The organism is Streptomyces sp. NPDC052225 (genome assembly GCF_040679615.1).
In the GTDB taxonomy this organism is placed as follows: Bacteria; Actinomycetota; Actinomycetes; order Streptomycetales; family Streptomycetaceae; genus Streptomyces.
Genome location: NZ_JBFAVD010000045.1, coordinates 23905 through 44367 on the forward strand (window position 1 = coordinate 23905; position 20463 = coordinate 44367).

The window sequence follows — 20463 nt, forward strand, 5'->3', positions numbered from 1 at the left end:
TAGCGTGGCCGCATGATCGAGCTCGAGGGGCTGACCAAGCGCTACGGCGAGAAACTGGCCGTCAACAACCTGACCTTCTCCGTACGGCCGGGCATCGTCACCGGCTTTCTGGGCCCCAACGGCGCCGGCAAGTCCACGACGATGCGGATGATGCTCGGTCTCGACAACCCGAGCGCCGGCTCGGTCCGGATCGACGGCAAGCACTACGCGCAGCTGAAGAACCCGCTGCGCCACATCGGCGCCCTGCTCGACGCGAAGGCGATGCACGGCGGGCGCAGCGCCTACAACCACCTGTTGTGCCTGGCGCAGTCCAACGGGATCCCGCGCGGCCGGGTGGACGAGGTCCTGGACACGGTCGGCCTCACGGTGGTCGCCAAGAAGAAGGCCAAGGGCTTCTCGCTCGGCATGGGCCAGCGGCTCGGCATCGCGGGCGCCCTCCTCGGCGACCCGCAGATCCTGATGTTCGACGAGCCGGTCAACGGGCTCGACCCCGAGGGCATCCACTGGATCCGCAATCTGATGAAGTCGCTCGCGGCGGCCGGCCGTACGGTCTTCGTCTCCTCGCACCTGATGAGCGAGATGGCGCTCACCGCCGACCACCTGGTCGTCATCGGCCAGGGCCGGCTGCTCGCCGACACGTCCATGGCGGACTTCATCCGGCAGAACTCCCGCAGTTACGTACGACTGCGCTCGCCGCAGCGCGAACGGCTCCTCGACGTGCTGCACGCGGCCGGGATCACCGCCGTCGAGGCGGGCAACGGCACGCTTGAGGTCGACGGCCACTCCCCCGAGGAGCTCGGCGAGCTCATCGGCGGGCACCAGCTCGTCCTGCACGAGCTCAGCCCGCAGCAGGCCTCGCTCGAAGAGGCGTTCATGCAGCTGACGGCCGAGTCCGTCGAGTACCACGCGCACACCGAGGCGCCGGCCGCGCCCGGCTGGGGCGGCACCTGGCAGCAGGGCAACGACGAGAAGGGGGCCTGACATGGCCGCGGCCCAGGTCTTCCGCTCCGAGTGGACCAAGATCAAGTCGGTGAACTCGACGGCGCTCACGCTCAGCCTCGCCGTCATCGTCTCCGTCGGACTCGGCATGCTGATCAGTGCCCTGTCGAAGAACGAGTTCAAGAACCTCTCCGCCGAGAACAAGCTGGCCTTCGACCCGACCTTCATCTCCTTCTCCGGGCTCACGCTCGGCCAGCTCGCGATGGTCGTGTTCGGGGTCCTGGTGGTGGCGAGCGAGTACAGCACCGGCATGATCCGCACGTCGCTCGCGGCGGTCCCGCAGCGCGGCACGTTCCTGTTCTCCAAGGTGGCCGTCGCCACGGCGCTGACCCTCGTCGTCGCCCTGGTCACGAGCTTCGCGTCGTTCTTCCTCGGGCAGATGATGCTCGGCGACCACAGCACGGACCTCGGCGCCCCGAACGTGCTGCGGGCCGTGTTCGGCGCGGCCGTCTACATGACGCTGATGGCGATGTTCTCCATGGGCGTCGCCTCGATGCTCCGCTCCCCCATGCTCTCGCTCGGCATCCTGATGCCGTTCTTCTTCCTGGTCTCCCCCATCCTCGGCAGCGTCTCGGCGACGAAGAAGGTGGCCCAGTACTTCCCCGACCAGGCGGGCCTGAAGATCATGCAGGTGGTGACACCGCCGGACGACGACGCCCCGTACGGGCCGTGGGGCGGCCTCGCGATCCTGCTGGTGTGGGTCGCGGCGGCCCTGATCGTCGGCTACGCGCTCCTGAAGAAGCGGGACGCGTGACGCCCGTGGTCTCCTGAAGCTTTGCTCGCTCTTGGCCGGAACCGTCAGCTCGCGGATATCCTCCTAACTCTTACGGGGGCGTGCGCCCCGAAGCCCTGAACCTTGTAGAACCGTTCAGAACTTCCGATGGGTGCGGAGAATGATCGAGGCAGTCGGCCTGACGAAGCGCTATGGCGCGAAGACAGCCGTGTACAACCTTTCCTTCCAGGTGCGGCCGGGGACCGTCACCGGCTTCCTCGGACCCAACGGTTCCGGCAAGTCGACGACGATGCGCATGATCCTCGGCCTCGACAAGCCGACCGCGGGCCAGGTGACCATCGGCGGCTACCCGTACAGCAAGCTCCCGAACGCACCGCGCCAGGTCGGCGCCCTGCTCGACGCGAAGGCCGTGCACGGCGGCCGGACCGCCCGCAGCCACCTGCTGAGCCTGGCCCAGCTCTCCGGCATCCCGGCCCGCCGGGTCGACGAGGTGCTCGGCGTCGTCGGTCTCCAGGAGGTCGCCAAGCGGCGCTCGAAGGGCTTCTCGCTGGGCATGGGGCAGCGCCTCGGCATCGCGGCCGCGCTCCTCGGCGACCCGCAGGTGCTCCTCTTCGACGAGCCGGTCAACGGCCTGGACCCCGAGGGCATCCTCTGGGTCAGGAACCTGATGAAGCAGCTCGCGTCGGAGGGCCGTACGGTCTTCGTCTCCTCGCACCTGATGAGCGAGATGGCGCTGACCGCCGAGCACCTGATCGTCATCGGGCGCGGGCAGCTGCTCGCGGACATGAGCGTCGGCGACTTCATCGCGCACAACTCGGCGGGCTTCGCCCGGGTCCGCACCCCGGACACCGAGCCGCAGCTGCGCGAGAAGCTGGCCGCCGCGCTGACCGAGGCGGGCGGCCAGGTGCTGCCCGAGCAGGACGGCGCGCTGCGCGTCACCGGGCTCGCGCTGCCGCGCATCAGCGACCTCGCCCACGAGGCGGACGTCCGCCTGTGGGAGCTGTCGCCGCACCAGGCCTCGCTGGAGGAGGCGTACATGCGGATGACGCAGGGCGCCGTCGACTACCGCTCCACCGTCGACCAGCGCGCGGGCCTGCACGAGCCGCTCGCGCCCGGCATGGTGCCGCCGCAGCAGCTGCCGGTGGCGGGCCAGGGCCAGCCGGGCTGGTACGCCCCGCCGCCGCCCCAGGCCCAGCCGCAGCAGCAGCCGCAGGCCCCGGTCGCGAACCCGTACGCGAGCGCCCCGCAGCAGCCCCCGGCCGCCCCGCCCGCGGCCGCCGCCCCGACGATGGACAAGGACGCCCGATGAGCACGCCGCCCCCGCCGCCCTACGCCGCTCCGCACGCGCAGCCGCTGACGTCCGGCCCCGGGTACGCCTCGCCGATCCCGGCGCGCCGGGCCCATCTCGGTGACGCGCTCGCCTCGGAGTGGACGAAGATCCGTTCCGTGCGCTCCACGATGTGGACGCTCGGCGTGATGATCCTGCTCATGGTGGGCATCGGCCTGGCCGCCGCCGGGGTGGTCGCCTCCACCGACACGGCGCAGCCCAGCAGCTCAGAGGTGCTGACCCTCGGCTTCTTCGGTGTGCTGCTCGGCACCCTGTGCGTGATCACGCTGGGCGTGCTGACCATCGCGTCCGAGTACGGCACCGGCATGATCCGTACGACGATGACGGCCTGCTCCAGCCGCAGCCGGGTGCTCGCGGCGAAGGCGATCGTCTTCTTCCTGCTGGTCTTCGTCCTGACGACGGTGGTCGCGGCGCTCGTCGGCGCGCTCCAGGTCGGCATCATCGGCGTCGGCTCGCCCTCCGGCGGCGAATGGCTCAAGGCGACCGCGGGCGTGGGCCTGTACGTGGCGCTGCTCGGGCTGCTCGGCCTCGCCGTCGGCACGCTGGTGCGGCACTCGGCCGGCGCGATCACCATCATGATCGGCGTCGTGCTGCTGCCGCTGGTACTGGCGATCTTCATGTTCACGGACTCGCTCAAGGACCTCCAGCAGGCCCTGCTGGAGTACTCGATCCCCAGCCAGCTCGCCGTGCTCTACGACAACTCGGTGACCGGCACGGGCCCGACCGGCTGGGACCCGCTGTGGATCATCCTCGGCATCACCGCGGTCGCGCTCGGCGGCGCGTTCCTGTCGCTCAACAGCCGCGACGTATGAGCCGGTAGCAGGCCCGCAACAGGCGGGCCGGTCAGTACCGAGGCGCGTTCCTGGACCGCTGCACCTTCGTGGTGCGGCGGTCCTTCGCGTTCCAGCAGGCCTTGTGCCAGTGCCTGCGGTCGTCCACGCCGCCGTACTGCGGCCAGGCCACGACGTGTGCGACACCGGAGGGGATCTCCTGGTCGCAGCCGGGGCAGCGATAGGTCTTTCCCGCCGCGCTCGCGCCCGCCACATGGCGCACGCTCCACTCCTCGCCCTGCCAGTCCTCGCTGGACTGGAACCCGCCGTAGCGCCGCCCCTCGTCCTCGCTGCTGCGGAACGGTCCGCCGTCCTTGGGGCGGTTGCGACGCGGAGACACGGCTCACCTCACGGGGGTGCTTGCACGGAGCAGGGGTCGCGTCCAGCGTACGCCGACGCCGTGGGGGTACCCGTTCCTCATTCATCCCGCGCACCCCCCGCCGGGGTTCTGAGGAAAATCTGCCAATCTTCATGCCAGGCCGTGTCCTTGGCACTTGCCAAACGTTAATGCCTGCATGGGGAGTGCCCGCGTCGGCGCCAAGGAGGCAGGAGCACGATGCGCGTAGGAACGTTTGTACTGGCCGCCCAGTTCCCGGGCCAGGGCCAGGGGGAGGCGCTGCACCGGGCGGTGCGGTCGGCCGAGGTCGCCGAGGAGGCCGGCCTGGACTCGGTGTGGCTCGCCGAGCATCACTTCGTGCCGTACGGGACATGCCCGTCGGCGATCACCCTGGCCGCGCTGCTGCTCGGCCGCACGCACACGCTGCGCGTCGGCACCGCCGTGAGCGTGCTGCCGACGGCCCACCCGGTGGCGCTCGGCGAGCAGGCCGCGCTGCTGCACCTGACCTCGGGCGGGCGGTTCTCGCTGGGCGTGGGCCGCGGCGGCCCCTGGGTCGACCTGGAGGTCTTCGGCGCCGGCCTGAAGGCGTACGAGGAGGGGTTCCCGGAATCGCTCGACCTGCTGCTGCGCTGGCTGCGCGAGTCCAGCGTCTCCGGCGAAGGCGACCGCTTCGCCTTCCGTGAAGTCCCCGTCGTGCCCCGCCCCGCCGAGGCGATAGGCGAGACGGACCCGGCAGGCCCCGAGGTCGTCGTCGCCTGTACGTCACCGAAGAGCGTGCGGCTGGCCGCCGAGCGGGGGCTGCCGATGCTGCTGGGCATGCACGTGGGCGACAAGGAGAAGGCGGACATGGTCGGCCTGTGGCGCCGCTGTGCGCGCGAGGCGGGCCGCTCCGCGGCGGAGATCCTCGAAGCACCTCATGTCTCCGCCGGTGTCGCCCAGATCGGTGACGACGGTTCGGAGGCCCGCGAGGCACTCCTTAAGGCGATGCCGGGTTGGCTGAAACAGGGCCTGGACGCCCATGTCACAGTCGACGGCCGGGCCCGGGCGATGCGCGATCCGTACGCGTACACGGAGCTTCTGTGCGGCATCCACCCGGTGGGCACGCCCCAGGTGTGCGCGGACCGGCTCGCCGCCACGGCGGAGCGGACCGGCATCACGCGCTTCGCGCTGCTCGTCGAGGGCTCCGGCGATCTCGCGGCGACCGAGGAGAACGTACGCCGTCTGGGAGCCGAGGTGCTGCCCCAACTCGGCTGATCGAAGGCCCGGTTGTCGTGGTGCTTGCCGCCCGGTACAGATGCACCTCCCGCGCACGGGGCGGCAAGCAACCGTTATACGACGTCAGCTGTCAGCAGTCGCGCAGCTCCGGCGACTGGTTGAGCAGCTGGTTGCGGGCCGACGTGAAGCGGGCCAGCGTCTCGTCCACCGCCGGGTCGAGCGGGAACACCGCGACCCGGTGGCAGTTCTGGAACGCGAGCCGTACTCCGAAGTGCCGCTGAAGCGCGCCACGTATCGCGTCACTCGCGAGCGCACGCAGCAACTGGCCACGTGCCTGCTCGTTGGGCGGCGGCGTCTGGTTGTCGGCGAACGCTCCGCCGTCGACCTTCAGCTGGGCCACCAAAGAGCTGATCATCTCCCATGCGTAGGGCAGGGAGGTCCGGACGCAGTCGACGAAGTCGGCTTCGTCGACCTCGCCTCGCTCGGCCTGTTCCAACAGTGCCGGTGAGACGTCGAGCGACATGGGTACTCCTCTCGCACCCCCGGGGAGCGGGGGCTGACGGACAGGCCAGGAAATTCACGACACGTACAGACCCTCGAACACGCAGCGTGCACGGCTCGCGACCTCCTGCTTCTACGGTAAGCAACGCATCCGGACGGCAACAGGGCGTAGAGCGCATGCTTCGCACACAACCGGCCAATAACGAACGGTGCACTTCTGAAACAAAAGGGGCGTCCCGCAGGGACTCGGGCAGGGCGGTGGTGGGCGACGGGTGGGCGAATCGCGTGGAACGGTGGCAGTCGAGTAGCGTTGCCCACCATGCGTCTCGTCATCGCCCGCTGCTCCGTGGACTACGCGGGCAGGCTCACCGCCCATCTCCCGTCGGCACCCCGCCTGATCCTCGTCAAAGCGGACGGCAGTGTCTCCATCCATGCTGACGACCGGGCCTACAAGCCCCTCAACTGGATGTCCCCGCCGTGCACGTTGAAGGAGGGGACGGGTGACGACGAAGGCACCTGGACCGTCATCAACAAAGCGGGCGAGAAACTCATCATCACGATGGAGGAGATCCTCCACGACTCCTCGCACGAACTCGGTGTCGACCCCGGCCTGATCAAGGACGGCGTGGAAGCACACCTTCAGGAGCTGCTCGCCGACCGCATCGAAACGCTCGGCGAGGGCTACTCGCTGATCCGCCGCGAGTACATGACGGCGATCGGCCCGGTCGACATCCTCTGCCGCGACGCCGAGGGGCAGACCGTCGCGGTCGAGATCAAGCGCCGCGGCGAGATCGACGGCGTGGAGCAACTCACCCGCTACCTGGAACTGTTGAACCGCGACCCGCACCTCGCGCCCGTCCGCGGGGTCTTCGCGGCCCAGGAGATCAAGCCCCAGGCCCGCGTCCTGGCGACGGACCGCGGCATCGGCTGCACGGTCCTCGACTACGACGCGATGCGCGGCATCGAGGACGACAAGCTGCGCCTGTTCTAAAGCAGCGCCCCGTAAGGGGCGCGGGGAACGGCGCGAGCAACCACAACGAAAGCCGCGGCCGCGACTGCTCATCAACCGAGCAGACGCGACCGCGGCTTTTACGTGGGATCACATCACCGTGCCGCTGGCGCTGCTCCCGCCCCCACTCGGAGAGATCGGCGCGCTGCTGGTCACGGGCGCGCTCGCCGTGTCGGACGTGTCCGGCGACGACGGCGGCGGCTCCGACGACGTGGGCGGCTCGGACGTCGGCGGCTGGGAGGTCGGCGGCTCGGACGTGGGCGGCTTCGACGACGTGGGCGGCTTGGTCGTCGGAGACTTGCTCGGCGACTTCGACGGCGACTTGCTGGGCGACTTCGTCGGGTCGTCCGGCTTCTTCGATCCGCTCGGGTCGTCCGACGGCTCACCGCTCGCCCCGCTGGTCGGCGTCGGATCGTCGGACGTGCCCGGTGTCCCGTCCGCGCCGGGATCGGCCGGCGCGCCGGACTTCGAACCGCCGCCCCCGTTGTCGGCCTTGTCGGCGCCGAGGTCCCCGCCGTTCTCCCCCGCGGAGGCCGACGGGTTCGTGTTGACCTTGTCCGACGGCGGCTCGTCGTTGCCGGACGTGGCGCCGAGCGTCACGACCGTGCCGAGCACCGCCGCGAGCAGCGCGCCCGCGCCCGCCGCGACCAGGTTGCGCCGCGTGCCGCCGACCACGGACTTGCGCGAGGGCGCCTTGCCGCCGCCGATGACGGTCGGCGGCGGCGGGGGTGCCTGCCGGGTCACCAACGTGTCCGGTTCCCGGGGCAGTTCGGGCATCGGGAACGCGGCCGGCACGCCCCCGGGCGGCGACGCCGACTCCTCGTACATCGCGTCCGGGACTTCCTCGCCGGCCGCCGTGCGCCCGCCGGGCAGCGCACCGCCGGAGCGGTCCCCGACGAGCGCGAGGGCCCTGCGTCCGGCGATCGTGCCGCGCTTGTCGGCGAGGGCGCCGCGCAGGCCGATGGAGGCCTCCAGTTCGGCGCGGGCCCGGTCGAGCTGCCCGCCGAGGAGCGCGAGGATCCCCAACTCGTGGTGGAAATACGCTTCTTCGGGAACCTCGCCGGCGATCCTGGCCGCTTCCTGGCCGGAGCGCAGCGACCGCTCCCACGCGGTCCACGCGAGCCCCGCGGCGAACGCGGGCGCGGCCGCGCGGGCCAGCTCCACGGCGTCGCTGCCCTCGTCCTCCGTACGAGGAGCCGGTACGAGGACGGAGAGCGCCGCGAGCACCGCGTCGGACTCGGCGCAGACCCGCTCGGGGCCGACCGACGGGTGCCCGGCCCACCACGTGTAGTGCCGGGCCGCGGTGCGTGCGTGCTCGACGCTGTCGTCGCCGTAGCCCGCGGCCTCCAGCTGCGTCTGCACGTTCGACGCGAGGCGGTAGCGGGCGCCGACCGCGGTGACGAGCGCACTGGAGACGAGCTCGGCGAGGGCGGCGTCGGCGTGGGTGTCGCCGATGAGGGCGGGCAGGTGCGCCTGGTGCGGGATCTCGCCGCCGAGCGCGACGGCGAACCGCAGCGTGGCGCGGGCGGACGGACTGAGCCGGGACGCGAGCAGCGCGGCGGGCGCGGCCCCGTCGGCGAGCGAGGGCAGCGGTACGTCGTGTCCGTCGGCGGCGTCGAAGGGCGCGTCGACGGGGGCCGCCTCGGGGCCCTCGTAGTAGCCGTACTCGTCGAACGCGCCCGGGTCGGCGCGGAGTTGGTCGCGCTGGCGCAGCAGGGCGCCGGCCTGGGCGAAGCGCAGCGGCAGGCCCTCGGACTCGAACCAGAGGTCGGCGGCCCACTGCGCCTCCTCGTCGGTCAGCACCCGGCCGACGGCCCGCTCGAGGAGTTCCAGGCTGCCGCCGCGGCCGAGCCCGCTGAGGAACACCTCTTCGACGTGGGAGTCGGCGGACGGCGCGGCGACGTCGGGCGTCGCGGACAGCACGAAGGCGCACTCGGGCGTCGCTTCGAGGAGTTCGTCGAGCGCGGCGCCGCCGAACTCCAGGTCGTCGACGACGACGACGGCACCGATCTCGTGGACGAGTTCGAGCAGCAGGGCGCGGTCGGGGCGGTGCAGCGGTGCGTTGTAGACCGCGGCGAAGAGGTCGTACAGGAGGTCGCTCGCCGAGCGGCGGTGGCCGGAGAGCCGGACGACGCCGTCGGGCGCGATGTCGAGGCAGTCCTCGGCGACCTGGTCGAGCAGTGCGGTGCGGCCCGAGCCCGACGGCCCCGTGAGCCGTACGGAACGGCCGCGCGCGAGCAGCCGTACGAGCCGCTCGCGGTCCTCCTGCCGCTCCAGGAGCGGGAGTCGGGGCAGTGCGGGCCCGGCGGGCATCGGCGGGCGGGCGGCCCGCGCCATCTCGGTGCGCTCCGCGGCGTCGTACTTCACGGGCCTGCCGGGGCGCTCACTGGGCGGGCAGGGTTCGATCTCGCTGCCGTCGACGGGGTTCACGGTGAGCAGGTAGTCACCGGAGACGAGCTGCACCGTGCGCGCGAGAGCGGGCGACGGCTGTCCGAAATCGGGCGTCAGGGGATCGCGTGGCGGGCGCTGGCGGCCCTCGCGATCATGTACGTCGTCGCGCCGGTCCTGGCTGAAATCTTCCGGTCCCCGGTTCATCGGGTCCATGGTCAAAGCCCCCCAAAAGCGTGGTGTGCCGCTGCCCCTCCCGGCCTGTGCACACTGCGCTGTCGCTTCTGGTCCGGTTCCCGCGCGGCGGGTTCGTCATACCGCGGGCGACCGAACCTTAGACCTTCGCTCAGTATCTACGAACGGGCGGGGTATCGCGCCGCCCGAGACGTCACAGTCTCATGAGGATTGTGAGCGCTTCCCCCAGGAATGACCAGTTCCCACCGGCTCGGACGGTCGGACGCTCAGACGCGCGGCAGCGACTCGACGCCGATGCCGCCTTCGATGGCCAGGATGCGGTGCAGCCGGGTCGCGACCAGGAGGCGCTGCATCTGGGGCGGCACGTCGCGCAGCACGAGCCTGCGCCCGCAGCGGCCCGCGCGGCGGTGGGCACCCATGATGACGCCGAGTCCGGTGGCGTCCCACGAGTCGAGTTCGGACAGGTCGAGCACGAGGTCACCGTGACCGTCGTCGACGGCGGTGTGCAGGACCGTACGGGCGTCCGCCGCGCTGCGGACGTCGAGGCGGCCCCCGACGACCAGCTCGACGTGGTCGCCCCTGATGTGCATATGCGCTCCCCGTGCCAAAAGAGAAAGAGACTGAATGTCTATGCAACTGACTGACTTGGGGCGCCAGAAGTTGCCGTCTGTAAGCGAACCGATACCGAATTCACCCCGAGGGGTGACATGGCGTCAGCCGTGCCTCGTTCAGCCGTGCTTGTAGAAGCCCTGCCCGCTCTTGCGTCCGATGTCACCGGCGTCAACCATCCGGCGCATCAGCTCCGGCGGCGCGAACTTCTCGTCCTGCGACTCCGTGTAGATGTTGCTGGTCGCGTGGAGCAGGATGTCGACGCCCGTGAGGTCGGCCGTGGCCAGCGGGCCCATCGCGTGTCCGAAGCCCAGCTTGCAGGCGACATCGATGTCCTCGGCGGTGGCGACGCCCGACTCGTACAGCTTCGCGGCCTCGACGACGAGGGCGGAGATCAGACGGGTCGTCACAAAGCCGGCGACGTCGCGGTTGACGACGATGCAGGTCTTGCCGACCGACTCGGCGAACTCCCGGGTGGTGGCGAGCGTCTCGTCGCTGGTCTTGTAGCCGCGCACCAGCTCGCACAGCTGCATCATCGGCACCGGCGAGAAGAAGTGCGCGCCGACGACGCGCTCCGGGCGCTCCGTGACCGCCGCGATCTTGGTGATCGGGATGGCGGAGGTGTTCGAGGCGAGCACCGTGTCGTCGCGCACGATCTTGTCGAGAGCACGGAAGATCTCGTGCTTGACCTCGAGCTTCTCGAAGACGGCCTCGACGACGATGTCGGCGTCGGCGACCGCGTCGAGGTCGGTGGTCGTGGTGATGCGGCCGAGTGCGGCCTCGGCGTCCGCGGCGTCGAGCTTCCCCTTGCTCACGAACCTGTCGTACGACTTCTTGATGCCGTCGGTGCCGCGCGCGAGGGCTTCGTCGGTGACGTCGCGCAGAACGACGTCCCACCCTGCCTGGGCGGAGACCTGGGCGATGCCCGACCCCATGAGACCGGCTCCGATGACGGCCAGCTTCCCTGCCACGTGCGACACCCCTAACCGCGTACCCGCATACCGCTCAACCACTGTTCACATTGCTCTTTGGCGGACCTTAGCGCCCGTGAGCGGCCGTGTGACCGCCAAGAGACGCGCGTCACGTCTCGAATGACGGACATCACACCGGACGGGTCAGTGATCGATCATCGGCGGGTCATCAGGCGTCACGGACCGCGTAGTTGAGCACCTTTTCGCTCAGGAGTTCCTCGATGTCGTCGAGCACGTCGAGCATCTCGCGGGAGACCGCGGCGGGGGTTCCGCCGGCGACCATCCGGCGCCCGATGCCCCCCATGACGGTCTGGTGCGCCCACCCGATCTGACCCGCGATCAGGTCGGGCAGCGGGTCGCTCCCGTCGGCGCCGGTCTCCTGGCGGAGCGTGTCGGTGAGGTTGTCGTGGACCTCCTGCTGGATCGCCCACAGGCGCGAGCGCAGGGCGGGGGCGGCCTGCACGACGCGCATGAAGTCGCTGTAGCCGTCCATCAGGCCGACGCGCGGGGAGACCGACTCGATCTCCTCGCGCAGTTCGCGCAGCACGGCGGCGGCCGCCGACTCCCCCGGGGCCCGGCCGCGCACCCACCGGGACATCCGGTCGACGATGCCCTTCGACCGGTCGAGGAACAGGTCCTCCTTGGCCGGGAAGTAGTTGTAGACGGTGTTCACGGAGACGTTCGCGGCGTCCGCGATCTCCGCGATCGTCACGGCGTCGAAGCCGCGCTCCAGGAAGAGACCGGTCGCGACGTCCGAGATGAACTGCCTGGTCTGGCGCTTCTTCCGCTCCCTGAGCCCTTCTGCCATGGGCCGAGCCTACGAGATTCCTGGCCTTCCTGAAAACTTGGGGACATTGCAAAATTTCAGTGACTCTGTTTTTCTGGCTCGCATGGCAGTCATCAGCGCGTCCGGGCTCGCCCGGACCTTCACCACCAAACGCGGCACCGTCGACGCCGTCCGCAGCATCGACCTGCGCGTGCGATCCGGCGAGATCCTCGGCTTCCTCGGCCCGAACGGGGCGGGCAAGACCACGACCCTGCGGATGCTCACCACGCTGCTCGCGCCCACCGGCGGCGCCGCCACGGTCGCGGGCTGCGACCTGGCCTCCGACCCGGTCGGCGTGCGGCGCGCGGTGGGGTACGTCGCCCAGTCCGGCGGCACCGATCCGCACATCTCCGTACGCGAGGAGCTGGTCACGCAGGGCCGCCTGTACCGCCTGACGAAGCCCCAGGCAGAGGCCCGTGCCCGCGAGTTGGCCGACGAACTCGGCCTGGGTGAGCTCATGGACCGCAGGACCGCGGCGCTCTCCGGGGGGCAGCGGCGGCGCCTCGACATCGCGATGGCGCTCACGCACCGCCCGGCCGTGCTCTTCCTCGACGAGCCGACGACCGGTCTCGACCCGGCGGGCCGCGCCGACCTGTGGGACCTGGTGCGCGGTCTGCGGGACGAGCACGGCACGACCGTGTTCCTCACCACGCACTACCTCGACGAGGCGGACGCCCTCGCGGACCGGATCGTCGTGGTGGACAAGGGGACCGTGGCGGCCGAGGGCACGCCGAGCGCGCTCAAGCAGACGTACGGCGGGTCGGTCGACGCGTCGTTGCAGGAGACCTTTCTGGCCATCACCGGGCGCGGCCCCGCGCCGGTGGACACGACCCCGGTGGCGGTGTGAGCACGATGAAGAACCTCGCCTCGGACACGCTCGTCGTCTTCGGCCGGTACGCCCGCCAGACCCTGTCCTCCAAGTTCCAGATGCTCTTCGGCATCCTCATGCCGCTCCTGTACCTGGTCTTCTTCGGGCCGCTGCTCACGGATCTGCCGCTCAGCGACACGGGCAGCTCCTGGCAGGTCCTCGTGCCGGGCCTGCTGCTCCAACTCGGCCTGTTCGGCGCCGCGTTCAGCGGTTTCGGCATCATCCTGGAGCAGAACCACGGCGTCGTGGAGCGGATGCGCGTGACCCCCGTCAGCCGGCTCGCGCTGCTGCTGGGCCGGGTGCTGCGCGACACCGCGCTCTTCCTCTTCCAGGCGGTGCTCCTCGTCCTGGCCGCACTGGCGATGGGCCTGCGCGCGCCGCTCGCCGGGATCCTCATCGGCTTCGCCTTCGTGGCCCTGCTCACGGTCTCCCTGGCGTCGCTCTCGTACGCGCTCGCCTTCCGGGTCCGTACGCCGCAGGAGTTCGGGCCCGTCATCAACGCGGTCACGATGCCGTCGATGCTGCTGTCCGGTCTGATGCTGCCGATGGCGCTCGCGCCGGGCTGGCTGGACGCCCTGTCGCACGTCATGCCGGTGCGCTATCTGGTGGACGCGATGCGGGACGCGTACGTGGGCGCGTACGCGACGGCCGACATGCTGTACGGGGCCGTGGTCGCCGTCGCCTTCGCCGCCTTCGCCGTGACGGTGGGCACACGGGCCTTCCGGCGGGCCTGATCACAGGGGCGGCCCGAAGGGCCTCGTACAAGGGCGGTGGTGGGCGACGGGCGGGCCTAACTACGCTGGCGGCATGGTCAACCTGACGCGCATCTACACCCGTACCGGAGACAAGGGCACCACCGCCCTCGGCGACATGAGCCGCACCGCCAAGACCGATCTGCGGATCTCGGCGTACGCGGACGCCAACGAGGCCAATGCCGTGATCGGCTCGGCGATCGCCCTGGGCGGCCTCGACGAGGAGGTCGTCAAGGTGCTCGTACGGGTGCAGAACGATCTCTTCGACGTCGGCGCCGACCTGTCGACCCCGGTCGTCGAGAACCCGGAGTACCCGCCGCTGCGTGTCGAGCAGTTCTACATCGACAAGCTGGAGGCGGACTGCGACCACTTCAACGACCAGTTGGAGAAGCTGCGCTCGTTCATCCTGCCGGGCGGCACCGCGGGAGCGGCGCTGCTGCACCAGGCGTGCACGGTGGTGCGGCGGGCGGAGCGCTCGACGTGGGCCGCCATGGAGGTGCACGGCGAGACGATGAACCCGCTGACGGCGACATACCTGAACCGCCTGTCCGACCTGCTGTTCATCCTCGCGCGGATCGCGAACAAGGAGGTCGGCGACGTGCTGTGGGTGCCGGGGGGCGAGCGCTAGCCGAGCGGCACCCCGACCGCCTCCCACGCCGCGCGGACGGCCTCGCTCTCGTCGCCGTCCGCGCCGTAGCGGGCGGCGGCTGCGCGCACGGTGGCGGCGGCCCAGGTCGCGAAGTCCGGTACGGGGTCGGGGAGTTCCCCGGTGAGGGCGTCCCACCAGATCAGGCCGGCGCGCTCCCAGGCGTGGCCGCCCAGTTCCATGGCGAGCCGGTAGAAGGCATGGCTGGGGATGCCCGAGTGGAGGTAGGGGCCCGCGCCGGGGTCGTCCACGGGTTCGTACGCGTCCATGTGCGCGATCTGCGGGTCGCTGCCGAGCACGTCGTTGTCGTACGCGGCGCCCGGCGCCTTGAGGGAGCGCAGGACTTGGCCGCCCCGCCCCGGCACGACGAGGTCGATGCCGACTCCCCAGGCCGCCCGGTCGACGCTCTGGCCCAGCGCGTACTGGAGGGTGAGGCTGCCGAGCACGTCGCGCAGGGAGATGTTCAGTGCGCCCGGCTGGCCCGCGTGCGGGAACTTCTCGAACTCGGGCCTAGCACGCCACATCTGCGTGGCGACCACCTCCATCTGCGTGAAGCGGGTGAACGTGCCCGGGATGCCGTCCCCGAAGACGCCGAACCGGCCGGCGTCCCAGTGGGCGTTGTAGTCCGTGCCGTAGTGGACCACCGCGGCGTACGGCTCCCGGGCGGCGTCCGCGGCCGCGATCCCGAGCACTTCCCTGCCGAAGCGGTCCACCGCCACGAGGGCGTCGTACACCTCGTCGACGGCGGCGTCCCCGTGCTCCGGGCCGCCGGTCCAGCGCACCGGACGCAGCCCTTCCAGGCTCTCGCGACCACCGGCGTCGAACACGACGTGCGGGGTCAGTTCGCGCGGGCCCGCGCCGGGGCGTACTTCCAGGCGGTCGCCCTTGATGACGTACGCGGGCGCGCCGGGCAGGAACGGGCCGCCCACCTGGCGCATCAAGGTGATCGGCAGCATGCCGGCGCCGCCCACGACGTTCGCGGCGGACCCCGTCCTGAGCCGCGCCGTCCAGGCGGCGATCTGCGCCTTGGGGATCTGCGCCACCGCGCCGAGCGCCTCGATCGCGGTGACCAGGTTGTCGCACGCCTCCGCGAGCAACTCGGCTCGGTCGGCGCCGGTGAAGCCGTTCTCGGCCACGTACGCCGCGAGGTCGAGGGCCTCGTAGCCGCGGCTGGCCCGCTCGAAGACGTCCCCGCGCCGCAGCCGGGCGAGAACCGGGCTCGGTTTCTCCCAGGCCGACCGGGACAGCGGCGGTGTCGACCACTGTCCGGTCTGGCGGAAGTACACCACCGCGGCGCTGTCCCTCGTCAGCTCCGCGTACACCAGCCGGGCCGCGGTCCGCGCATGCGTGCGGCCGCGCACCCACGCCCCGGTCCCCGTGGCGGCGCCGCCGCCCACCGTACCCACCAGCGCCGCGAGCAACGTACTGTCCATCCCCGCATGGTCGGCCTGCCCCTGGCACCTGCCAATGGCCCCAGGTGCGTATTTCACCTGCGCCCGGCCGGCACCGCGGGCGCCTTCTTCGGGAAGACCGTGTAGCTCAGGGCGATGATCACGTTGATCCCGATCAGGAACAGCATCCGCTGCTGCCACTGCTCCAGGGACCCGGTGTCCCCGCCGTCGCCGACGTACCAGATCGCGCCCTGCAACAGCCCCATGGCGATGACGGCCGCCGCGGTCCAGCGCGCGGCGAGCTTCCACTCGTGGATCGCGCGGGGCACCCCGTACTTGGGCGTCGACGGCGGCGGGCCGCCCGCGAAGCGGTGGGCGACGCGGACGTCGACCCACTTGACCGTGTAGTGGCCGAGCGCGATCGAGTAGCCGATGTAGACCGCGGCCAGGCCGTGCTTCCAGTCGGGCTCGGCGCCGTTCTTCAGGTCGACGGCCGTGACGACGAAGAGCAGGACCTCCAGGAGCGGCTCGCACAGCAGCACCGCGACGCTCGCCCTCGGCATCTTCGCCCAGTAGCGCAGCGCGAGGCCCGCGGCCAGCAGCACCCAGAAGCCGACCTCGCAGACGACGATCAGCGTGACGATCACGGTGGACTCCTTCCGGTCTGCCTCCAGACTCGCCGCGGAACCGGCCGTGATCATCGTCGCCAGTGAGGAAACGCGACTGCATCCTTCGATGTAGCGCGGGCCGGGACGCCTTCGTCCCGGCGCACCATGCCCGCGCCCCGCCGTACGTGTTGGATGGAGCCATGCGCCGCCCCACCCCACCGCCCCGCCCGCACCGCGACGACGTACGGATCGCCGTCGTGGGGCTGCTCGGCGGGCTCGCGCTGTGGGGCATCGGGCTCGGCATGAACACCGGCCGGCTCTTCGACGGGGCGTGGCTGCTCGTGCCGCTCGTCGTCATGGCGGGCCTCGAACTGCTGCGGCGCACGCGGCCCCGGTTCGCGGTGATCGCCGGCACGCTCGCCCTGATCGCCGACCAGTTCACCCAGGGCAGTCTGGCGACGGTCCTGATGTACACGGACCTGATGTACGCGGGCGCGCTGTACGGGACCCCGGCCGCGGCCCGCCGCCTCCCGGTCGGCACGGGCCTGGTCACGGTCGCCGTCACGCTGGGGTTCCTGGCCTGGTGGCAGCGGCCCGAGGCGATCCTCGTCGGCGTCGCGACCGGCCTCGTCTCGTTCGGGCCCGCGGCCACCGGCATGCTGGTGCGCGGCCATCGCGAGGCGGCGGCGACGGAGCGGCTGCGGGCCGAACAGACCGCGCTGCTCGCCGAGATGGACCGCGCGCAGGCGGTGACGGCGGAGCGGGCGCGGATGGCGCGCGAGCTGCACGACATGGTGGCGAACCACCTCTCGGCGATCGCGATCCACTCCACCGCCGCCCTGTCCATCGACGACGAGGCGACCACCCGTACCGCCCTGGAGACGATCCGCGAGAACAGCGTCGACGGGCTCGCGGAGATGCGCCGCCTGATCGGCATCCTGCGCGACGAGGGCGGCGACACCGAACCCGCCCCGGCGCCGACCCTGGACGGCCTCGCCGCCCTCGTCGAGCAGTCCCGTACGAACGGACTCGACGTCGTCCTGACCGTCCGCGGAGCCACCGACGCGCTCCCGGCGCCGGTCGAGCTGGCGGCGTACCGCATCGTCCAGGAGTCCCTCACGAACGCCCTGAAGCATGCCGCGCCAGGTACGGTCACGGTCGTCGTGGAGCGCGCGGACGACCGGGTCGAGGTGCGGGTCAGCAGCCCGTACGGGGACCGGGACGGGCCGCGCGCGCCCGGCTCGGGCGCCGGGCTCGTCGGCATGCGGGAGCGGGCGGCGCTGCTCGGCGGCACGTTCGAGGCGGGCCCCGAGGACGCGAAGACCTGGATGGTGCGGGCCACCCTCCCCCTCGAACACCCCGACCCTGAAAGAGAGTTGCCGTGATCCGCGTGCTCGTCGCCGAGGACCAGTCCGCCGTACGGGCCGGACTCGTCCTCATCCTGAACAGCGCACCCGACATCGAGGTGGCCGGCGAGGCCGAGGACGGCGAGCGGGCGGTGGAACTGGCCCGGGAGCTGCGGCCCGACCTGGTCCTCATGGACGTACAGATGCCGCGCCTGGACGGGGTTTCGGCCACCCGCGCGGTGGTCGACGAAGGCCTCGCGGACGTCCTCGTCCTGACCACCTTCGACCTGGACGCGTACGTCTTCGGCGCGCTGCGTGCGGGCGCGGCCGGCTTCCTGCTCAAGAACACCGACGCGAAGGACCTGATCCAGGCCGTGCGGACGGTCGCGCGCGGCGAGGGCCTGATCGCGCCGGCGGTGACCCGGCGCCTGATCGCCGAGTTCGCCCGGCCCGCGCAGGCCGAGAGGACCGCTCCCCCACCGGAGTTGGAGACCCTGACCCGACGCGAGCGCGAGGTCTTCGACCGTCTCGGGGAGGGCCTGTCCAACGCGGAGATCGCGGACCGGCTCGACATGGCCGAGGCGACGGTGAAGACCCATGTGAGCCGCCTGCTCGGCAAGTTGAACCTGCGCAGCCGGGTGCAGGCCGCGGTGCTCGCCCAGGAAGTTGGCCGAAACCCGTAATTGGTTTAGACCTTGACCGATGGTCCAGACCTTTCTATTCTCACCGCACTGCGGTGAGCACATCCCCCCACTCAGGTGCTCATGGGCGTCGCAGGGATCCACCCCCATCACGGACCCCGAAACACCCGAGGAGCACCCCCGATGCGCTCAAGTGACGTACCCAGAAAGCGACTTCGCCACAGAACGACCGCCGCCCTGGCCACCCTCGTCCTCCCGGCCGCCGCCCTCACCTCCGTCACGGCCCTCGCCACCCCGTCCCACGCCGCCGCCGAGGCCACCGCCGTCACGGCGACGTACGCCAAGACCCAGGACTGGGGCACCGGCTTCGAGGGCAAGTGGACGATCAAGAACTCCGGTACCACGTCGGTCAGTTCGTGGACCGTCGAGTGGGACTTCCCGTCCGGTACGAAGGTGACCTCGGCCTGGGACGCGACCGTCACCAACTCGGCCGACCACTGGACCGCCAAGAACCTCTCCTGGAACGGGACGCTCGCCCCCGGCGCCTCGGTCTCCTTCGGGTTCAACGGCTCCGGCTCCGGCGCCCCCTCAGGCTGCAAGCTCAACGGCGCCTCCTGCGACGGCGGCGACGTGCCCGGCGACGCGGCGCCCTCCGCGCCCGGCACCCCGACCGCCTCCTCCATCACCGACACCTCGGCGAAGCTCTCCTGGTCGGCCGCCACCGACGACAAGGGCGTCAAGAACTACGACGTCCTGCGCGACGGCGCCAAGGTCGCGACGGTGACGGGCACGACGTACACCGACAGCGGCCTCACCGCCGGCACCGACTACTCGTACACGGTCCAGGCCCGCGACACCGCCGACCAGACCGGCCCCGTGTCGGCTTCGGTCAAGGTCCACACCACGGGAGGCGGCGGCACCGACCCGGGCCCCGGCACCGGCGGCAAGGTCAAGATGGGGTACTTCACCGACTGGGGCGTCTACGGCCGCCAGTACTACCCCAAGAACCTGGAGACCTCCGGCTCGGCCGCGAAGGTCACGCACATCAACTACGCGTTCGGCAACGTGCAGAACGGCCAGTGCACGATGGGCGACGCGTACGCCGACACGGACATGGCGTACACCGCGGCCAACTCCGTCTCCGGCGTCGCCGACACCTGGGACCAGCCGCTGCGCGGCGCGTTCAACCAGCTGCGCCAGCTCAAGGCCAAGCACCCCGGCCTGAAGATCATCTGGTCCTTCGGCGGCTGGACCTGGTCCGGCGGCTTCGGCCAGGCCGCACAGAACCCGGCCGCGTTCGCCGACTCCTGCTACAAGCTGGTCGAGGACCCGCGCTGGGCCGATGTCTTCGACGGCATCGACATCGACTGGGAGTACCCGAACGCGTGCGGCCTTTCCTGTGACACGTCCGGCCAGGACGCCCTCAAGAAGCTGACGACCGCGCTCCGCTCGAAGTTCGGCAGCAGCAACCTGGTCACGGCCGCCATCACCGCCGACGCCTCCGCCGGCGGCAAGATCGAGAAGAACGACTACGCGGGCGCCGCCCAGTCCCTCGACTGGTACAACGTCATGACCTACGACTTCTTCGGCGCGTGGGCGGCCAAGGGCCCGACGGCCCCGCACTCCCCGCTCACCTCGTACTCCGGCATCCCGCAGGAGGGCTTCGACTCCGCTGACGCGATAGCCAAGTTGAAGGCCCAGGGCGTCCCGGCGTCCAAGCTCCTGCTCGGCATCGGCTTCTACGGCCGCGGCTGGACCGGCGTCACACAGAAGGAGCCCGGCGGCACGGCGACGGGCCCGGCGGCCGGTACGTACGAGCAGGGCATCGAGGACTACAAGGTCCTCAAGACGAAGTGCCCCGCGAACGGCACGGTGGCCGGCACGGCCTACGCGTACTGCGGCTCCGACTGGTGGTCCTACGACACCCCGGCGACGATCGGCTCGAAGATGACCTGGGCGAAGTCGCAGGGTCTGGGCGGCGCGTTCTTCTGGGAGTTCTCGGGAGACACGTCGAACGGTGAACTGGTCAGCGCGGTGGCCTCCGGCCTGAACTAGGCCCCACAGCGAAGCCGGGCTCCACGGGAACGCCCCCCGTGGGCCCGGCTTCTTCATGCCGTCATCCGGCCGCGGGCCGGTGGGGGCTGGTCGCGCAGTTCCCCGCGCCCCTGAAGGCGAGCGGCTTCGCCGCTCAGCCTTTATCGGGGAAATGCGCGCGCAGCGCAGGCATTTCAGGGGCGCGGGGAACTGCGC

20 protein-coding genes are annotated in these 20463 nt (G+C 71.1%); 12 read left to right on the forward strand and 8 right to left on the reverse strand.

Annotated elements, in window-relative coordinates; translation table 11 throughout:
- The first annotated feature begins 12 nt into the window (after positions 1–12).
- From AB0L37_RS36790 to AB0L37_RS36805, 4 genes are all read left to right on the forward strand, one after another.
- Complete coding sequence (locus AB0L37_RS36790) at positions 13–981, forward strand: ABC transporter ATP-binding protein (RefSeq protein WP_365515959.1); 969 nt, start codon at positions 13–15, stop codon at positions 979–981.
- 1 nt (position 982) lies between these two features.
- Entirely contained in the window at positions 983–1753 is a 771-nt protein-coding gene (locus tag AB0L37_RS36795) for an ABC transporter permease subunit (RefSeq protein WP_365515962.1), read from the forward strand.
- A gap of 139 nt (positions 1754–1892) precedes the next feature.
- Positions 1893–3041 carry an ABC transporter ATP-binding protein gene (locus tag AB0L37_RS36800; RefSeq protein ID WP_365515964.1) on the forward strand — a complete coding sequence of 383 codons (1149 nt, stop codon included), beginning with the start codon at positions 1893–1895 and terminating at the stop codon, positions 3039–3041.
- Positions 3038–3892, forward strand: a complete 855-nt coding sequence (locus AB0L37_RS36805) for an ABC transporter permease (protein ID WP_365515967.1) — start codon at positions 3038–3040, stop codon at positions 3890–3892. Before AB0L37_RS36800 ends, AB0L37_RS36805 begins: the two co-directional genes overlap by 4 nt.
- A 31-nt stretch (positions 3893–3923) precedes the next feature.
- Here AB0L37_RS36805 and AB0L37_RS36810 read toward each other — a convergent pair whose 3' ends face one another.
- Positions 3924–4250: an ATP/GTP-binding protein gene (locus AB0L37_RS36810; RefSeq protein WP_365515970.1), complete on the reverse strand. Its 327-nt coding sequence runs from the start codon at positions 4248–4250 to the stop codon at positions 3924–3926.
- Between the two features lie 216 nt (positions 4251–4466).
- On the opposite strand from AB0L37_RS36810, the gene AB0L37_RS36815 reads away from it, so the two are divergent.
- A complete protein-coding gene (locus AB0L37_RS36815; RefSeq protein WP_365515973.1) occupies positions 4467–5501 on the forward strand; it encodes an LLM class flavin-dependent oxidoreductase in 1035 nt (344 codons plus the stop codon).
- Between the two features lie 91 nt (positions 5502–5592).
- Here the strand turns inward: AB0L37_RS36815 and AB0L37_RS36820 are convergent, their stop codons facing one another.
- Positions 5593–5985 (reverse strand): SCO5389 family protein, encoded by a 393-nt coding sequence (locus AB0L37_RS36820; protein ID WP_365515975.1) that lies wholly within the window; start codon positions 5983–5985, stop codon positions 5593–5595.
- A 297-nt stretch (positions 5986–6282) separates the two neighbouring features.
- Between AB0L37_RS36820 and nucS the strand changes: the two genes are divergently transcribed.
- Positions 6283–6954 carry an endonuclease NucS gene (gene nucS / locus AB0L37_RS36825; RefSeq protein WP_365515978.1) on the forward strand — a complete coding sequence of 224 codons (672 nt, stop codon included), beginning with the start codon at positions 6283–6285 and terminating at the stop codon, positions 6952–6954.
- A gap of 108 nt (positions 6955–7062) precedes the next feature.
- On the opposite strand, the gene AB0L37_RS36830 is transcribed toward nucS, so the two are convergent.
- From AB0L37_RS36830 to AB0L37_RS36845, 4 genes are all read right to left on the reverse strand, one after another.
- Positions 7063–9576, reverse strand: a complete 2514-nt coding sequence (locus AB0L37_RS36830; protein ID WP_365515981.1) for an ATP-binding protein — start codon at positions 9574–9576, stop codon at positions 7063–7065.
- Positions 9577–9821: 245 nt separating this feature from the next.
- Positions 9822–10145 carry an STAS domain-containing protein gene (locus tag AB0L37_RS36835; RefSeq protein ID WP_338700602.1) on the reverse strand — a complete coding sequence of 108 codons (324 nt, stop codon included), beginning with the start codon at positions 10143–10145 and terminating at the stop codon, positions 9822–9824.
- A gap of 138 nt (positions 10146–10283) precedes the next feature.
- Positions 10284–11135 (reverse strand): 3-hydroxyacyl-CoA dehydrogenase family protein, encoded by an 852-nt coding sequence (locus tag AB0L37_RS36840; RefSeq protein WP_365515984.1) that lies wholly within the window; start codon positions 11133–11135, stop codon positions 10284–10286.
- Between the two features lie 169 nt (positions 11136–11304).
- A complete protein-coding gene (locus AB0L37_RS36845; RefSeq protein ID WP_365515987.1) occupies positions 11305–11943 on the reverse strand; it encodes a TetR/AcrR family transcriptional regulator in 639 nt (212 codons plus the stop codon).
- A gap of 82 nt (positions 11944–12025) precedes the next feature.
- Between AB0L37_RS36845 and AB0L37_RS36850 the strand changes: the two genes are divergently transcribed.
- The 3 genes from AB0L37_RS36850 to AB0L37_RS36860 all read left to right on the forward strand — a co-directional run bounded on the left by AB0L37_RS36850 (position 12026) and on the right by AB0L37_RS36860 (position 14209).
- Positions 12026–12808 (forward strand): ATP-binding cassette domain-containing protein, encoded by a 783-nt coding sequence (locus tag AB0L37_RS36850; RefSeq protein ID WP_365515990.1) that lies wholly within the window; start codon positions 12026–12028, stop codon positions 12806–12808.
- Positions 12809–12813: 5 nt separating this feature from the next.
- Positions 12814–13563, forward strand: coding sequence for an ABC transporter permease (locus AB0L37_RS36855; RefSeq protein ID WP_365516011.1), 750 nt, complete (start codon positions 12814–12816; stop codon positions 13561–13563).
- Positions 13564–13636: 73 nt separating this feature from the next.
- Entirely contained in the window at positions 13637–14209 is a 573-nt protein-coding gene (locus tag AB0L37_RS36860) for a cob(I)yrinic acid a,c-diamide adenosyltransferase (protein WP_365515993.1), read from the forward strand.
- Here the strand turns inward: AB0L37_RS36860 and AB0L37_RS36865 are convergent.
- The gene (locus tag AB0L37_RS36865; RefSeq protein ID WP_365515996.1) at positions 14206–15660 is read right to left on the reverse strand and encodes a M4 family metallopeptidase; all 1455 of its coding nucleotides are present in this window, start codon (positions 15658–15660) and stop codon (positions 14206–14208) included. The genes AB0L37_RS36860 and AB0L37_RS36865 overlap by 4 nt on opposite strands.
- A gap of 53 nt (positions 15661–15713) precedes the next feature.
- Complete coding sequence (locus tag AB0L37_RS36870) at positions 15714–16265, reverse strand: hypothetical protein (RefSeq protein ID WP_365515999.1); 552 nt, start codon at positions 16263–16265, stop codon at positions 15714–15716.
- Between the two features lie 161 nt (positions 16266–16426).
- Here AB0L37_RS36870 and AB0L37_RS36875 point away from each other — a divergent pair, with 161 nt between their 5' ends.
- The 3 genes from AB0L37_RS36875 to AB0L37_RS36885 all read left to right on the forward strand — a co-directional run bounded on the left by AB0L37_RS36875 (position 16427) and on the right by AB0L37_RS36885 (position 20268).
- Positions 16427–17611: a histidine kinase gene (locus tag AB0L37_RS36875; protein ID WP_365516002.1), complete on the forward strand. Its 1185-nt coding sequence runs from the start codon at positions 16427–16429 to the stop codon at positions 17609–17611.
- On the forward strand, positions 17608–18255 hold the full coding sequence (locus AB0L37_RS36880) for a response regulator transcription factor (RefSeq protein WP_365516005.1): 648 nt from the start codon (positions 17608–17610) through the stop codon (positions 18253–18255). The genes AB0L37_RS36875 and AB0L37_RS36880 overlap by 4 nt, the downstream gene beginning before the upstream one ends.
- Before the next feature lie 141 nt (positions 18256–18396).
- A complete protein-coding gene (locus tag AB0L37_RS36885) occupies positions 18397–20268 on the forward strand; it encodes a glycoside hydrolase family 18 chitinase (protein ID WP_365516008.1) in 1872 nt (623 codons plus the stop codon).
- Positions 20269–20463: the final 195 nt, after the last annotated feature.